A 16,526-nucleotide genomic window follows, 5' to 3' on the forward strand; every position below is an offset into this window, starting at 1 on the left:
GATTTTTTATATGTTTGTAATCTACATTATAGTTTAAATTGCTGCAGCTGTTCTTGTAATGTATTAGCATCCTGCTCAAGCTTTTCAGCAAGCTCTTTCAATTGGTCCATGGAATGGGTTTGGTCGGCTACAGATGCCGTAATTTCTTCTGTACCGGCTGCTGTCTGCTGGCTTATTGCTGCGATTTCTCCAGTATTGGTCGCCAGAGTAGCTTCTCTTTCCATCATGAGTTTCATTTCTTCCTTCGTCCGCGCAGTCAATTCCATGTTATGTGCAATTGCTTGCTGGATTTGAATGAAGATTTCTTTCGTATTGTTTACTGCTGTTTCTTGTCCGCGGACAACATCACCAGTCTTCGTAGCGAAAGCAGCTGTTTCAGCCGTTTCAGATTGAATTTCCTGTACGATAGAACCGATATCGCGAAGTGCGTGCTCTGTCTGTTCAGCCAGTTTGCGTACTTCGTCTGCTACAACAGCAAAGCCTTTGCCGCTCTCGCCCGCACGTGCTGCTTCGATTGCGGCATTGAGAGCCAATAGGTTCGTCTGACCAGCAATATCAGTGATTGTATTAACGATACCGCTGATGTTAGCGGATTTTTGTTGCAGGTTCTGTACAGCGTGTTCTATTTTGCCAGTTGCTTCGATAGCATCTTTTGATTGCTCAATCAATTGCTGCATCTGAGAACCGCCGACTTTAGCTGATTCCGTCATTTCCAGCGCTTCTTCATATACTTGCTGGTTGTGCGCATTAACCAGTTTGATGTTTTCGGATAACGCTTCTGTCGCAACGGTATTACGCTCCATAATTTCAGCCAGACTTGTTGTACCAGCAGAAATTTCTTCCATGGTTGCTGCTACTTCTGCGGAACTGGCAGCATTTTCTTCTGCATTTGCAGCCAGTGCCTGGGATGCGGACTGGACATTAGCTGAGATAGTAGTATTATTCTGCATCATGCTGTGGATGTTTCCAATCATATTATTGAAGCTTCTCGATAGATCGCCCATCTCGTCTGAAGATTTATTATTCATCTGAATTGTTAAATCGCCATCTTCTACCTGTTTCATTTTATCTCGTAATAGTTTGATTGGCCGTACTACCGAGTTTACGACGAAGAAAGTAACGAGTAGAGCGATTGCTAGAACAATCAATACAGTGATAATCAATGGGAGAATGATCCCTTGTGCTAAATCACTGAACTCGTGTTTTGGAACAATTGCTGCGATTGCCCAGCCTGTTCTGTCATTCGTAGTAAAGGCAAGTACCCGTTTTTCGCCTTCATATTCATAATTAACGAGGCCACCTCTACCAGTGGACTGCATTTTCTCCCAGAACTTCTCTTTCGTTGCATCTGTGCCTAGTTTTTCAGCATCAGGATGGGATAGGAAATGTCCTGTACCATCGAATACCGCAGCGAAGCCTGTTTCACCAACCTTAACTTGCTCTGTCAATTCCTTCAGACGGGAAAGCTTGAATTCGACGACAACCATTCCTTTTAGTTTGTTGTCATTGTCAAAGATAGGTTTTACCGCATCAACTACAGATTCGTTTGAATCAGCTGCAGCATATGGGTCTGTATAACCAGCACGTTCTTCAAGCTCCAAACCAAGCTGATACCATGGCCGTGTAGTTGGATCATAATCATCTGGCAAATCGGTTACAGGATAAGTAACCATATCTCCATCAATCGGCTGATAGAAAATGCTACTAATATTTGGGTTGTCTTTTGTATAGCTTTCCATCGTTGCAGCTAGTCGACTCATATCATCTTCTCTTAATGATTGGGTTCTGCTGATACTACCCAACGTAGACTCGATATTGTCCAGGAATAGATCATAAATGCTGTTCAGCTGAACAACCGTCTGATCCTCCATTTGATTAGTCTGGTTTTCAAGCACCATGTTACGACTGAATTCATAACCCATAGATGCTGTCACTACTCCAGATATAATAAACATCGCAAGAATTGGATATATAATTTTGCGTAGGATCTTCCTGCTAAAGAAGTTACCTCTTTTTTTATTTTCTTCCATTATTTTTATAGTCCCTCTCTCTGCTTGTATTACGGCTACATCTATTTATCGGTAGGTAAATAGAATTATGTAGGTTTATTAATATAAAAAACTAAAGAGAACTATTTCTTAGTTAAAGACTATCAATATTTTTGGTTTTTATAGAAAAAAAGGAAGTATCTAGGCAAAGCTCTTCTGCTGGAGTATGATAAAAGAAAATGCTTAGGGGTATGAGTTATGGAGTTATTCGATCGGGTGTTATCCATAAACGACTTGGATGCTGTTATCGATTTGCTTAGCTTCGAGCTGGAGCGGCCGGTGATTGTCGAGAGTTCCGACTATACGTTGCTTGCGTATAATTCACATTACATCCAACATTTTGATGAAGCAAACCAGCAGACGATTTTCACGAAGAAGTGGACATTGCCAATTTATGAAACTTTCATAGATGCAGGTGTCGTTAATAAGCTGAAAACGTATGAGCGTCCTTTTGTAGTGGAGGCAATGCCGGATATAGGCTTGAATACAAGAATTGTTGTAAGTGCAAAGCATGAAGGCCGCATTATGGGCTATATTTGGATTCAGCAGATGGAGGAATCTTTGCCTGTTGAAGGATTTAATTTCCTATATGATATTTCCTTTCACATAGGCAAGCTCATTTATGACATTCAAAAGTCGAAGCTGAAGCAAGAGGAGAAAGAGGATCAATTTTATCAGAATATTTTTAATAGGTTATATAAGTCTGCTTCTGATTTGGAGTGGGGGGCAAAGGAATTCGGCGTGAAGCTGCCTGAGCATTTTGCTGTTGCAGCTGTTGAGCTGATAACAAAGGATGATAAGCTCCTTTACGATCTCCAGCAGATTGCCCAAACATCCTTGCAGCTTGAGGATAAACTGCACCATGTGCTCACAAAAGACGACATACTGCTCATCGTGCTCGGCGGAAAGCGAGCTGATGCACCAATTGAAGCATTAGCTAGGGAGGTCATCCAGCGGATCCGTGATTATGTGAAGGATAAAGAAACGTCTGTCATGAGCGGCGTCGGCGGTATTTATCAAAATCCTCTCGACTTGCTGAAAAGCGCAAATCAAGCAAAAGAGGTTATTCACGCCAGCAGGCTAACGCACCGTCCAGTTTCTCTTTATTACAAGGATTTACACGTATATCGGTATTTACAGGCTATTGCTGACAAAAATGACGAGCTAGGCTATGAAAGTGAACATTTGAAAAAGATTCGAAAGCTTGATCCAAACGATAAGAAGGAACTCCTGAAAACCCTTGAAATATATCTGCTTCACAACTGTAAGATCAAACCAACCGCTGCAGCACTGTTTGTCCATCCGAATACGGTGAATTATCGGATTAATCAGATCAATGAGGCCTTGCAGCTTGATTTGACGGATGTGCTGCAGAGGTTCCAGCTGCTGCTGGATTTGATGACCAGGGGAAGAGTAGAAAAGTAAGATTGCTAATGTCTTTTCAGATTGATAAATGGAACTCTGAGGAAGGAGAAGGTGACGATGAGGATCATACAATATACGTTGTTTTTATCCTGTCTATTATTCTTATTTGCCTGCAGTGAGGAAGAAGTTGTTACTATCGGCAATCCAACAGCAGAGGAAATTCTCGAAATGAAAAAGGATGCAGATATATTCCAGTTTAATGGAGCTGTCTATCAAACTGGTATGGACTGGCTGGATGAAGAGGACGTCACTAAGAAAGAAAAGGTTGGTCAGATTGAAAGTTCTTCCACTGATGGTCCAACCTTTGAAGATGGTACTTCCACACATTTACCTGTTGGGACATCCATTTATTCTGTAAACGAGAACGAGTCCATCTTGCTGGCAGAAGTGGATGGAGAATTCATTCGCTATTCTATTTTGGCGGAAGGCTGAATTAAAACAATAGAAAAAAGGGCTCATCCGCAGATGAGCCTTTTTTCTATTGGAAGTCATTCGACAATGCCAGTTTATGATAATAATGAAATTTTTCGATTTGCTGACCTTCCCACAGAAATTGAGAATAATCGCGGGCGTAGCGGCGCATCAAGTAGAACAAACCATTCTCTTTAAAATAAGTGATTGCTGAATCGTATACATAATCCATTGTGTCACACTCAACATATTTCGCCCAAAGAATGGCGAACTGCCAGCGATACTCCAGGTTTCCTTTTTCTTCACAAACATGCATACCAGTTTTGTAATACGCTTCCGCTTGATCTGGTTTACCAAGGATATAGAGAGAACGAGTCAGCGTGAACAGTGCCTGTACATACAAGGGATGTTCTGAGTGGGTAACAGCTTGCAGCAGGTATGGGATACCTTTCTCATCTGCATGCTGCTTATGGTACATCAGACCAATATTGAATCCGCAAGCAACAACCAAGTCATCCTGTCCGAGTTTTTCAGCAATGGAGAGGGATTCGAGGAGATTTTTCTCTGCCTTATCGAATTCCCGCAAATCGATTTGGTTTAATCCTTGAAGGGATTTACAATTGGCTACCTTTAATTCGTATTGAGGATATTTCGAGTAGATGGATATAGCCTGTTCCAAATGAAAACTGGACAAGGCATTGATGTCCAAATAATAGAACTGCATCGCTTTATTATAATGCAAGCCGGCATGCTCTTCTTCATCCTCAATTGCATGCATATGTAATTCTGCTTTTTCCAATAACTCGACAGCTGTAAAGTACTCTTTTCTGCTGTACTTCACGATTGCCAGAAAACTGTAGTAGAAAAAAGACTGGTAATCATTCAGCTCATCCGGATTCAATCTCTGCAGCTTTTCCTCACAAAGATCAATCTCTCCCTTTAGAAAATCAAACCGCGCATCCAGCAGCAAAAAACGATCCCATAGTTCGTCTGTAAATTCACCTGCATGCAAAGCAGCATATGCTTCCTCGCGTAGCGTAGCCGATTGAGCTCGGTCGCGTGTTTTGATTGTTTTATGCCATGTGTGTAAATGTGTAACAAATTGTTCCGCACTTTCAATAACAGCCATATACCAATACTCCTATTAGTCAAAATATGCTGGACGGGTAAGGGGTGGTGTTAATAGACTGCGATTATAAGAAACTACTTTTATTGATTCAAAAGCAGCTATACCGTCCCAAAAAGATAAAGCTAGTTTAACATATTTAGCCATTGGAAGCCTATTCCTATTACCAAACAAATAAATGGTGAAGTTCAACAAAAGTATAAACATTTATAATTAAATGTCTAGACAAATATAAATTAAGTTATATAATACAAATGAAAGCGCTTTTAATAAATCCAATTCAAGGAGTGTTACCCAATGAACAGAATCCTTTTAGCATGTAGTTCCGGTATGAGCACGAGTCTTTTAGTTACAAAAATGCAAGCGTTTGCAGAATCGATTGGAGAAGATGCGAAGATTTGGGCGGTTGGTCAGGATCAGGCGAAGAAAGAAATGGCTGATGCTGATGTTGTACTAATCGGACCGCAAATGAGCTTTCTTAAAGGAGAACTTGCGGCTGAAGCACAGAAATACGGTATCCAGGTCGAAGTCATCGACATGATGGCATATGGGTTGGCAGATGGAGAAAAAGCATATAAACAGGCACTTGGTCTGATTGGAGCAACATCATGAGCGAGCTGAAATTGGAAGAGCTGACCGAGGAGCAGGTTTGTTTCCAGATGATCCTGCATAGCGGTAATGCCAGAAGTAAAGTCCTGCAGGCACTTCGGCTTTATCGTGAAGGTGATATAGAGAAAGTCAATGAAATGCTGGCAGACGCAGAAGAAGATCTGTCTCTCGTGCACAAAGTTCACTTCCAGCTGGTGCAGAAGGAAGCGGGAGGGGAACAGCAGGAACTTTCTCTTTTGTTCTTGCATGCAGAAGACCATTTTATGTCTACATTGACGATGAAAGAAATGGTCAAAGAAATTATTCCAATTTTCCAAGAGCTAAAGAGCTAAAGGAGGAAGCAGGCAATGTTCGATAAGTTTAGTAAGTTTTTGATTCCGATTGCCGGTAAGCTGAATAATAATCGCTATCTCGGTGTGCTGCGGGATGCCTTCATGCTGGCGTTTCCATTGACAATATTCGGTTCGATCATGGTTGTATTGGCTAACTTACCGTTCCTGGACAATGTGATGAGTGAATCGCTGCTCGCAGGTATCCAGGAATCGCTCGGGCCAGCACCGAATGCCACGATGAATATCGCATCGGTCTTTGTTGTTTTTGGTATCGGGTATTATTTGGCGCGAAGCTATGGTGTGGAAGCTGTTTTCGGCGGAGCAGTAGCATTGACCTCATTTTTGCTGCTAACACCATTTGTTGTGTCAACAGAGAGCGGCGAAGTGGTAAGTAATGTGCTCGCTGTCGATCGTCTTGGAGCGAAGGGTATGTTCCTCGGTATGATTGTCGCCTTCCTTTCGGGTGAGATTTATCGGTTTATTACACAAAAGAAAATTGTCATCAAGATGCCGGCAGGTGTACCGCCAGCTGTATCGAAATCATTCGCTGCACTCATCCCTGCGGTTGTTACGCTAACTGTCTTTTTAATACTTAATATCGTTGTGACACAAGTTTTCAACACGAATTTGCATGATGTCATCTTTAATACAGTGCAAGCACCGCTCGTCGGACTTGGCGGAGGGCTTACGGCTACATTGATTGCTGTATTCTTCATCCAGATCCTGTGGTTCTTCGGACTGCACGGGCAAATCATCATCAACTCCGTGATGGATCCAATTTGGAACACGTTGTCTTTGGAAAACCTGCAAGTTTATACAGCTGGTGGGGAAGTACCGCATATCATCAATAAACAGTTCATCGAGGTGTATCTTGTTGGAGCCGGGGGGACAGGAATGACACTTGCTGTACTAGTGGCAATACTCCTGTTCATGCGCAGTAAGCAGATGAAGCAGGTCGGTAAGCTAGGAATCGGGCCTGGTATTTTCAATGTTAACGAACCAGTCATTTTCGGACTGCCGATCGTAATGAATCCGCTGATTCTGCTTCCTTGGATCATTGCGCCAATGATAGTAACTGTTGTCAGCTATATAGCGATGGCTATTGGTCTTGTGCCGCCACCAACTGGAGTCACGATTCCATGGACTGTGCCGATCTTCATTAGCGGATTCCTGGCAACCAACTCAATTGCGGGTTCGCTGCTGCAGCTCTTCAACGTCTTGATCGTATTCGCCATATGGTTCCCGTTCCTCAAATTTATCGACCGAATGAATATAAAGCAGGAAAGGGAAGCGGAGCAGAAAAATGCAGCAGCTGACATAAAAGTACCAAAGGAGAAGATTTGATATGGAAGTGACAGAACAAAAACAACAGCAAGTTAACTATCTATTTCCTGATAACTTCTGGTGGGGTTCTTCCTCATCAGCGCCTCAGATGGAAGGCGCTGCGGATGTAGACGGGAAGGCGCAGAACATTTGGGATTATTGGTATGAGCAGGAGCCGAATCGTTTTCATAACGGTATCGGCCCTGCCGATACATCTGGATTCTATTATCGTTACAAAGAAGACATTGCTCTAATGAAGCAAGTTGGCCATAACTCTTTTCGGTTCTCGATATCTTGGTCGAGGCTGATACCGGAGGGCACAGGAGCAATTAATGAAAAAGCAGCAGTATTTTATCAGAACGTAATCGATGAATTGCTTGATAACGGTATCGAGCCTTTCGTGAATCTATTCCATTTTGATATGCCGATGGTGATGCAAGATAAAGGCGGCTGGGAAAGCAGGGAAGTCGTCGATGCCTATCGAGATTATGCGGCGGCATGCTTCCGTCTGTTCGGCGATAAAGTGAAGAAGTGGTTCACGCATAACGAGCCGATCGTGCCTGTAGAGGGCGGTTATTTGTATGACTTTCATTATCCGAACGTCGTAGATTTCAGGCGGGCTGTGCAAGTGGCTTATCATACACAGCTCTCGAGTGCACTTGCCATTCAGGCTTACCGTGAACAAGGGCAGGATGGGGAGATTGGTATCATTCTGAATCTGACACCATCGTATCCGCGCAGCAGCAATCCAGCTGATGTGCAGGCTTCTCAGATTGCTGACGCTTTCTTCAACCGCTCTTTCCTGGATCCATCCGTCAAAGGTGAATTTCCAAATGAGCTGGTAGACATACTTCGAAATGAAGGTTATATGCCAGTTTATACGGAAGCCGATATGAAGGTCATTCGTGAGAATACAGTTGATTTGCTCGGAGTGAACTACTACCAGCCGCGGCGTGTGAAGGCAAAGGAACATAGTGTTCATCCAGATGCACCGTTCATGCCAGACAGATTCTTTGATTCCTATGAAATGCCTGGCCGCAAGATGAATGTGCACCGAGGGTGGGAAATCTACGAAAAAGGAATTTACGATATTCTTGTAAACTTGCGTGATAACTACGGAAACATTCCTTGTTTCATATCTGAAAATGGTATGGGAGTTGAAGGAGAAGAGAAGTTCCGTGATGCTGAAGGAATCATTCAGGATGACTATCGAATTGATTTCATCAAAGATCATTTACGGTGGGTGCACAAGGCCTTAAATGAAGGAGCGAATGTAAAAGGATATCATTTGTGGACGTTCATGGATAATTGGTCGTGGACGAACGCATATAAAAATCGCTATGGCTTTGTGTCGGTTAACCTAGAGAAAGACGGAGAACGTACTATTAAGAAAAGCGGCGAATGGATGAAACAAGTTTTACAGCACAACGGTTTCTGATAGTGGCGGCCAATATGGCCGTCATTTTCATTGGCAGATTGCTGCAATTCCAGTATTTTGATAAGCTAACAACAAACAGATCGGCAGCAGAGGAGGAACACTATGAAATATCAAGTGATATCAGAAGAAATCAGACATCGTATCGAATCAGGATTCTACCCTCTGGACCAGCCGTTACCAGATGAACATAGCCTTGTCGAAGAATTTTCCTGCAGCAGGATGACAGTTAAGCGTGCACTTGATGTACTTGCATCGGAAGGAATCGTTTTCCGCAAGCGCGGACATGGAACGTTCATTGTGCAGTCTTCCTTCCAATCGGACTATATTCACGTAGGAACGAATGAAACACTCGGTTTCACTAGTTTAATGAAGGAAAAGAAAGTCACCTCGAAGCTGATATCATTTGACATGATTGCTCCTACAGCTGAAGTGGCATCGTATTTAGCCATCTCGGAAGATACGCCAGTCTATCATCACATCCGTGTACGCTGTGTCGATGATAATCCCCATGTAATCGAGGAAACGTATATGCCGACACCGCTCATTCCAGGTATTACCCCGACAATCTTGCATAACTCTGTATATGCATATATGGAAAAAGAACTTGGACTGAAAATAGCGGGATCACGCCGTCGCATTAGAGCAGAGCAAGCAACAGCACAAGACATGGAGGAACTGGGACTATCCGAAAATGAGCCTGTACTTGTGATTGAGCAGGTTGCTTATCTCAATACCGGTATCGCCTTCGAATATTCCTTTGCAAGACATCGTTTTGATAAGTTCGAAATTACAACAGTAAATATAAATGCTAAGTGACCCGTCAGTTTCTGGCGGGTCACATTTTTGTTGCGGCGATGGCGTTCCGTACCTTCTCAACGGAAGTTTGGGCTTTTTCTTTCTGCCGCATAATGACTGTCACATATAGGGCATCGATGATACTCAGCTGTGCGATACGCGACGCAAGTGCTTCGGAACGATAATCAGTTTCCTCTGAACTTGTGTGCAGAGCTACGTCCACCTGCTGGCCGATAGGTGATTTGGGAAAACCAGTGATGGCAATCGTCTTGGCACCCGTTTTCTTGACGGTTTGAAGCAGCTGATACGCATCCTTGCTGGCGCCTGAATGGGAAAAGATAAAAGCAACGTCTTGATCGGTCAGTTGGGAGGCAGACATAAGCTGCAAATGAGCATCAGGAAACGCAAAAGCCGGCACACCAGAGCGGACAAACTTATGATACGCATCCATCGCGACCATATTTGAGCCGCCAAACCCATAAAACTCTACTCTTCTTGCCTCTAGGAGAAACGTGACAGCTTGCTCCAGCTCGGCCTTGTCCAAAACCTGCAAAGTATTTTCCAATGTCCGGATATTGGATTGAAAAATCTTTTCCGCAACTATTTTTGCTTCGTCCGTATCGTTTACATCTTCATGCAACATCTTATTAGGGGCGATGATTTCTGGTGCTAAAGCAATTTTTAGCGCTTGGAAGCCTTTGTAGCCAATTCGTTTACAGAAACGGGATACAGTAGCATCCGCCACTTCCAGCTGATCTGCTACTTGGCTGATTGTCTGGTGAACAATTTTTTCCGGGTGTTCCAAAATGAAATCTGCAATTTTTTTCTCTTTTTCACTCAATCTTGGATAGTGGGAACGAATCCCCGTTAAACCTTGTTGTGCCAAGAAAATCAGCTGCCTTTCGTCCTAATTGTTACAAGCAGTATAGCACAAATTGATTGAAAGCGGTTGCTATATGAAAATTATTTTCGTATTATGGTATCATAAATAGAAAATTATTTTGAAGGAGCTAATTATTATGCATATTGGTTTAGTCGGTCTTGGAAAAATGGGATTCAATCTTGGTTTGAACTTATTAGATAATAACTTCGATGTTGTTGCTTTTGATGTAAATGAAGAAGCGCGTGCTAAATTCGCTGAATCAAAAGGATCAGCTGCTGGTTCTTTGAAAGAATTGGTAGAACAATTGCCAAGCCCTAAAATCGTCTGGTCAATGGTGCCAGCTGGTGAGATTACCGATAAAGTACTCGAAGAATTGAAAGGATATCTTTCTGCAGGAGACATTCTGTTGGATGGTGGTAACTCCAACTACAAACAATCCGTTGAAAGATCAAAAATTTTCGCTGAAACAGGCGTTCATTTCTTCGACGTTGGTACAAGTGGCGGAACTGATGGCGCTCGTAATGGTGTCTGCACAATGATCGGCGGCGATGCAGAAGTGTTCAAAACGATCGAGCCAATCTTCCAAGCAATCAGCGTGGAAAATGGCTACCACTATGCTGGTAAAAGCGGCAGCGGTCACTTCTTGAAAATGGTTCATAACGGAATTGAGTACGGTATGATGCAGGCAATTGCCGAAGGTTTTGAAGTATTAGAGAAAAGTGATTACGACTTCGATTACGAGCAAGTTGCGAAAATGTGGAACAACGGCTCTGTTGTCCGTTCTTGGCTGATGGAACTTGTAGAATCAGCTTTCAGCAAAGATCCTAAACTAGATGCAATTCGCGGCGTGATGCACTCTTCTGGTGAAGGAAAATGGACGGTTGAGACTGCCCTGGAATTACAAGCAGCTACACCTGTTATCGCAATGTCACTTATGATGCGTTATCGTTCCTTAGACGAAGATACTTTCTCTGGAAAAGTAGTGGCAGCACTGCGCAATGAATTCGGTGGACATGCAGTGGTGAAACGCTAAAAAAAGGGGAGGGGAAGACGTTGGCAGCTTCCTATATGATCGGTGTGGACATGGGAACAACAAGCACGAAGGCAGTCCTGTTCACAACCAAAGGCGAGGTGGTTGCAAAGAAAGGTATCGAATATCCTTTGCATTCGCCGACAGCTGAAACAGCAGAACAAGATCCGGAAGTCATCTATCAAGCTGTTATCACAGCAATCCGGGACACGATCCAGGTTAGCGGTGTAGATAAAGCAGCAATCCGCTGCATCTCCTTCAGTTCGGCAATGCATAGTGTCATTGCAGTGGATGCAGACAACAAACCGTTAACAGCATGTATTACGTGGGCTGATAATCGAGCGACGAAATGGACGGAAAAAATCAAAGAAGAGACGGACAGCCATAGCATCTACTTGCGCACTGGCACACCGATTCATCCGATGGCTCCTCTATCGAAACTGCGATGGCTCAAAGAAGAGCATCCAGCTACTTTCGCTCAAGCTGCTAAATTCATTTCTATCAAAGAGTATGTCTTTTTCAAGCTGTTTGGCAGCTATAAGGTCGATCATTCCATTGCTTCTGCAACTGGTATGTTCAATTTGGAAGAGCTTGCTTGGGATAAGGAAGCATTGCAGGTAGCAGGAGTTACGGAAGACAAGTTATCCGAGCCTGTTTCGACGACGTATCAATTCGTTGGTCTCACAGAGCAAATGGCTGAACTGCTTGGAGTACTGCGACAAACACCGTTTATTATCGGTGCCAGTGATGGTGTTCTATCGAACTTAGGTGTAGGTGCATTTGACGAAGGTGTAGTAGCAGTGACAATCGGAACAAGCGGCGCAATCCGTGCTGTAACGGACAAGCCAACTACTGATCCGAAGGGCCGTATTTTCTGTTATGCCTTGACGGAGAATCATTGGGTCATCGGCGGTCCCGTGAATAACGGAGGCGTTGTGCTACGCTGGGTTCGGGATGAACTTGGAGCTGCTGAAACAGAAACGGCGGCTAGACTTGGTATCGATCCATATCAAGTGCTGACAAAAATAGCTTCAACGGTAAATCCGGGATCAGACGGCTTGCTGTTCCATCCGTATCTAGCTGGGGAGCGGGCACCGCTTTGGGATGCCAATGCACGTGGCTCGTTCTTCGGACTTGGTTTGCATCATAAAAAAGAGCATATGATCCGGGCAGTACTGGAAGGTGTACTTCTGAATCTGTACTCTGTACTGCTTGCTTTGACGGAATTGACTGGTAAACCGAAACGGATTCAAGCAACTGGCGGATTTGCCCGATCTGAATTGTGGAGACAAATGATGGCGGATATTTTCGACCAGGAAGTCCATATTCCGGAAAGCTATGAAAGCTCCTGCCTAGGTGCAGCTGTTCTCGGATTATACAGCTTAGGAGATATCGATTCCTTTGATGTGGTGAATGACATGATTGGCAGAACGCATCATCATACACCAGATCCAGAATGTGTTGAAGTGTATCAGGAACTCATGAGTATCTACATTCAATTGTCCAGAAACTTCCAGACAGAATATGAACGAATCGCTGATTTCCAGCGGAGGATGCTGCGCTAACGCAGCAACTTCCGCCTATAGGTTTGAAAGCGCTTAAATAGAGAGAGGAGAAATCGAGAGATGGAGATCTATCTTTTACTCATGACGTTGTTATCGATCGTGATCGTCATTATTGGTGTCACGTTATTCAAATGGCATGCTTTTATCAGCTTGACTGTCGCCAGTTTATTCCTTGCCATTACAGCAGGATTGTCATTTGATCAGATTGTCGGAGCGTATGAAACGGGTGTCGGCGGCGTGCTCGGACATCTCGTCGGTATTTTGGCGCTTGGAACTATACTTGGTAAGATGATGGCAGATTCCGGTGCCGGTAATCAGGTGGCAGACTTCTTTGTAAAGATGTTTGGGCCGAAAAGATTGCCATGGGCTATGTTTATAGCAGGTTTTATCATCGGAATTCCAGTTTTTTTTGAAGTAGGTATATTGATCGTACTTCCGCTCGTTATCAGTATCTATAAGACTACAAAGCAGAATATCTTGCTGATTGCTCTGCCGGTTATCGCTGGTCTTTCGATTGTACATGGACTAGTGCCGCCACACCCTGGTGCGCTTGCAGCTATTAGTATTTTCGAAGCAGATCTTGGCATGGTATTATTGTACTCTCTTATTATCGCTATCCCGGCAGGTATTCTAGGCGGACCGGTATTTGCCAAGTGGGTGCATAAGCGTGTTATTCCAGTAGGTGAGCCTAACCTCATTAAAATCACCGAGCCTGATAGCAAGCCGGGCACAGGTATTAGCTTCTTTGTTATATTGCTGCCAGTTATCTTAATGATTCTATCAGCAATTGGACCGTATCTGTCGCTTCCGAGTTTAGCAGAAAAACTGCTTGTCTTTATCGGAAGTCCGCTAGTAGCACTATTGATTGCAGTGTTTGCAGCGTACTACTTCCTAGGTTTCCGTCAAGGTATGAATAAGGATCGTTTGAAGAAAATGACGGAGGAGTGCATCCTGCCGGTTGGTTCCATCATCTTGATTATTGGTGCTGGCGGTGGGTTCAAGCAAGTGCTTATCGACAGTGGTGTTGGTGATACAATCGCGCAAATGTCTGAGCATCTATCTCTTTCTCCAATCGTACTCGCATTCATCGTTGCCGGCCTAATCCGAATAGCAACAGGATCCGCAACAGTTGCACTGACAACAGCAGCTGGTATCGTATCTCCGATCATCGCGCACATGTCAGGCGTAAATCTAGAGCTTCTCGTTATAGCAACTGGAGCCGGTTCCCTCATGTTCTCCCACGTGAATGACGCCGGTTTCTGGATGGTCAAAGAGTACCTCGGACTAACCGTCAAAGAAACATTCCGAACATGGACCGTTCTTGAAACAATCCTTTCGTTTGTCGCATTCGGCGGCGTATTGATTATGGATATATTTGTTTGATATAGTAAATCTAATTTAATTGAGGCTGGGGCAGATGTGTTTCAGCTAAATAAAAATCCGAACAGTGATGCGAATTTCTCTTAATTGAAATAGCATAGGTTCGGATTTTTACTTTTAGCTGTGTAACACCTTTCTGAATGTAAGAAATAATTAGCGTAGGCAGAATACGTAGACTCCAGCGGGAATAGCGCGAGCTGAAGACCCCACAGCGGCGTTTTTCCGCGAGGAGGCTGAGGCCGTGCCCGCGGAAAGCGAAGTATTCTGTCGGAGCGGTACACGGAGTTATTGTTGCTTTGCTAAATTAATTTTGCTTATCAAGAGAAGAAGGATTATGATATCATCATGTGCTTTTCAAGAGGAAAAGCAGTTGTAACTACAATTTTGGATGGTGAAATCAAAAATGAAACGTTTATATTTTCTCACTGTCATTCCCTTCATCGGGATGCTAGGATTCCTCCCATTCGCAAATAGAGTGGAACCATTTGTACTCGGCATGCCATTCGTCATGTTTTGGGTGGTTCTATGGACTGTTCTTACATCAGTCGTTTTGGCCATCATGTACAAACTAGATCCACGGAACAAAGAGGATGAGAAAAAATGAATATTGCACTTATAATTATATCGGCATTTTTGCTTTTGGCAGTCTTTTTAGGGATCCGATCCACTAAGGGCAAGGACATGGATCTTGAGCAATGGACAGTCGGAGGCAGAGGATTTAGCGGCATCTTTGTCTTCCTATTGATGGCAGGGGAAATTTACACAACATTCTCCTTTCTTGGCGGAAGCGGCTGGGCATATGGTAAAGGCGCACCGGCTTTATATGTGCTTATGTATATTGGTCTGTCGTATGTTATGTCTTATTGGCTTTTGCCAGTCATTTGGCGGTATGCAAAGGAACATAGACTAGTATCTCAATCTGATTTCTTTGTGAGTAAATTCAACAGCCCGTATTTAGGTGTACTTGTTGCACTAGTCGGTGTGATTGGTATGATTCCTGTCATCGTCGTGCAGCTCAAAGGCTTGGGAATCATTGTTTCACAAGCATCGTATGGCGCTATTTCTATGGAAACTGCTGTATGGATCGGCGCCATTAGCTTAACGGTTTATGTAATGCTTTCGGGCGTACATGGTTCTGCATGGACAGCTGCGATCAAGGATATTGTCATGGTAGTCGTCATTTGCTTCCTTGGAATATATCTGCCCATACATTATTATGGCGGCTTCCAGCCTATGTTCGAGGCAGTCCATGCCGCAAATCCTGATTTTCTGAAGTTCCCGGATGAAGGCTACAGTATGACTTGGGTCATCTCTACCGTCTTACTGCTTGTGCTAGGTTTCTATATGTGGCCGCAAGTGTTCAGTTCCACGTATACTGCAAAAAACGAAAGGGTTTTCCGGAAAAACGCGATTATCAGCCCGCTTTATACGCTTATGCTTCTATTCGTCTTCTTCGTCGGAACAGCTGCGATTTTGGCTGTGCCCGGATTGCAAGGAGAAGATGTAGATCTCTCCTTACTGCGATTATCGATTGAGACCTTCGACCCTTGGGTAATCGGAATCATCGGCGGCGCTGGCTTGCTGACAGCATTGGTACCAGGCTCCTTGCTGATCATGAACACAGCAACGCTACTCGCGAAAAATATCTATCAAGTGTTTGCACCTAAGACAAGTGACCGGACAATTGGAAAACTGGCTAGACTATTTGTTCCAGTCGTTTCCTTACTCGCAGTCTACTTTACGCTGCATGGTGGAGCAACTTTATCAAATATTATTTTGATGGGCTACAGTCTAATGACACAGCTCGCTCCGTCACTATTCTGCAGCTTGTGGAAGCGTAGCTTCATAAATAAATATGGAGCAGCAGCAGGTATCATTGCCGGACTAGCTGTTGTCGCTTATATCACAACAAGTCACACAACATTGGTGGATTTAATCCCATCTCTTCCGCAATCATGGAATGATGTGAATACGGGGATTATCGCATTGATAGTTAACTGTATAGTGATGGTATTAGTGAGTTTGGCTACACAGAAAAGTAAATTGAAAACTGTGTAAGGTTAAAGTTTTGCAGATGAAAATCTGAACTAGTACGTAAATCTTAAAACAAGATCTACGTAAGTTCAGGTTTTTTGTTTTACTATAATCTATACTAGCGTAG

At 43.6% G+C, this 16,526-nt stretch carries 15 protein-coding genes; 12 read left to right on the forward strand and 3 right to left on the reverse strand.

The features are described from left to right. Positions 1-26 precede the first annotated feature (26 nt). Entirely contained in the window at positions 27-2,030 is a 2,004-nt protein-coding gene (locus tag GZ22_RS15345; protein ID WP_038564331.1) for a methyl-accepting chemotaxis protein, read from the reverse strand. A 216-nt stretch (positions 2,031-2,246) separates the two neighbouring features. On the opposite strand from GZ22_RS15345, the gene GZ22_RS15350 reads away from it, so the two are divergent. Continuing rightward, complete coding sequence (locus GZ22_RS15350) at positions 2,247-3,473, forward strand: PucR family transcriptional regulator (RefSeq protein WP_038564334.1); 1,227 nt, start codon at positions 2,247-2,249, stop codon at positions 3,471-3,473. A gap of 57 nt (positions 3,474-3,530) precedes the next feature. Beyond that, positions 3,531-3,905: a hypothetical protein gene (locus GZ22_RS15355; protein ID WP_051748354.1), complete on the forward strand. Its 375-nt coding sequence runs from the start codon at positions 3,531-3,533 to the stop codon at positions 3,903-3,905. A 46-nt stretch (positions 3,906-3,951) separates the two neighbouring features. On the opposite strand, the gene GZ22_RS15360 is transcribed toward GZ22_RS15355, so the two are convergent. Further along, the gene (locus GZ22_RS15360) at positions 3,952-5,013 is read right to left on the reverse strand and encodes a hypothetical protein (protein ID WP_038564337.1); all 1,062 of its coding nucleotides are present in this window, start codon (positions 5,011-5,013) and stop codon (positions 3,952-3,954) included. Positions 5,014-5,307: 294 nt separating this feature from the next. Here GZ22_RS15360 and GZ22_RS15365 point away from each other — a divergent pair, with 294 nt between their 5' ends. From GZ22_RS15365 to GZ22_RS15385, 5 genes are all read left to right on the forward strand, one after another. Beyond that, on the forward strand, positions 5,308-5,622 hold the full coding sequence (locus tag GZ22_RS15365) for a PTS sugar transporter subunit IIB (RefSeq protein ID WP_038564340.1): 315 nt from the start codon (positions 5,308-5,310) through the stop codon (positions 5,620-5,622). Then, positions 5,619-5,951 carry a PTS sugar transporter subunit IIA gene (locus GZ22_RS15370; RefSeq protein WP_038564343.1) on the forward strand — a complete coding sequence of 111 codons (333 nt, stop codon included), beginning with the start codon at positions 5,619-5,621 and terminating at the stop codon, positions 5,949-5,951. Before GZ22_RS15365 ends, GZ22_RS15370 begins: the two co-directional genes overlap by 4 nt. 15 nt (positions 5,952-5,966) lie before the next feature. Continuing rightward, positions 5,967-7,295: a PTS cellobiose transporter subunit IIC gene (gene celB, locus GZ22_RS15375; RefSeq protein WP_038564345.1), complete on the forward strand. Its 1,329-nt coding sequence runs from the start codon at positions 5,967-5,969 to the stop codon at positions 7,293-7,295. Position 7,296: 1 nt separating this feature from the next. Next, positions 7,297-8,712 carry a glycoside hydrolase family 1 protein gene (locus GZ22_RS15380; protein ID WP_038564348.1) on the forward strand — a complete coding sequence of 472 codons (1,416 nt, stop codon included), beginning with the start codon at positions 7,297-7,299 and terminating at the stop codon, positions 8,710-8,712. Positions 8,713-8,814: 102 nt separating this feature from the next. Further along, positions 8,815-9,528 carry a GntR family transcriptional regulator gene (locus GZ22_RS15385; RefSeq protein ID WP_038564350.1) on the forward strand — a complete coding sequence of 238 codons (714 nt, stop codon included), beginning with the start codon at positions 8,815-8,817 and terminating at the stop codon, positions 9,526-9,528. Between the two features lie 19 nt (positions 9,529-9,547). Here the strand turns inward: GZ22_RS15385 and GZ22_RS15390 are convergent, their stop codons facing one another. Further along, entirely contained in the window at positions 9,548-10,393 is an 846-nt protein-coding gene (locus tag GZ22_RS15390) for a MurR/RpiR family transcriptional regulator (protein ID WP_038564353.1), read from the reverse strand. Positions 10,394-10,526: 133 nt separating this feature from the next. Here GZ22_RS15390 and gnd point away from each other — a divergent pair, with 133 nt between their 5' ends. The 5 genes from gnd (at position 10,527) to GZ22_RS15415 (ending at position 16,423) form a co-directional block, all read left to right on the forward strand. Continuing rightward, a complete protein-coding gene (gnd, locus tag GZ22_RS15395; RefSeq protein WP_038564356.1) occupies positions 10,527-11,423 on the forward strand; it encodes a phosphogluconate dehydrogenase (NAD(+)-dependent, decarboxylating) in 897 nt (298 codons plus the stop codon). Between the two features lie 35 nt (positions 11,424-11,458). Further along, positions 11,459-12,985, forward strand: a complete 1,527-nt coding sequence (gene gntK, locus GZ22_RS15400) for a gluconokinase (RefSeq protein WP_038566240.1) — start codon at positions 11,459-11,461, stop codon at positions 12,983-12,985. Positions 12,986-13,045: 60 nt separating this feature from the next. Further along, on the forward strand, positions 13,046-14,368 hold the full coding sequence (locus GZ22_RS15405; protein WP_038564359.1) for a GntP family permease: 1,323 nt from the start codon (positions 13,046-13,048) through the stop codon (positions 14,366-14,368). A 400-nt stretch (positions 14,369-14,768) separates the two neighbouring features. Then, positions 14,769-14,969, forward strand: a complete 201-nt coding sequence (locus tag GZ22_RS15410) for a DUF3311 domain-containing protein (RefSeq protein ID WP_038566243.1) — start codon at positions 14,769-14,771, stop codon at positions 14,967-14,969. Beyond that, complete coding sequence (locus tag GZ22_RS15415; protein ID WP_038564362.1) at positions 14,966-16,423, forward strand: sodium:solute symporter family protein; 1,458 nt, start codon at positions 14,966-14,968, stop codon at positions 16,421-16,423. The genes GZ22_RS15410 and GZ22_RS15415 overlap by 4 nt, the downstream gene beginning before the upstream one ends. Positions 16,424-16,526 lie beyond the last annotated feature (103 nt).

Source organism: Terribacillus saccharophilus (assembly GCF_000725365.1).
GTDB lineage: Bacteria > Bacillota > Bacilli > Bacillales > Amphibacillaceae > Terribacillus > Terribacillus saccharophilus.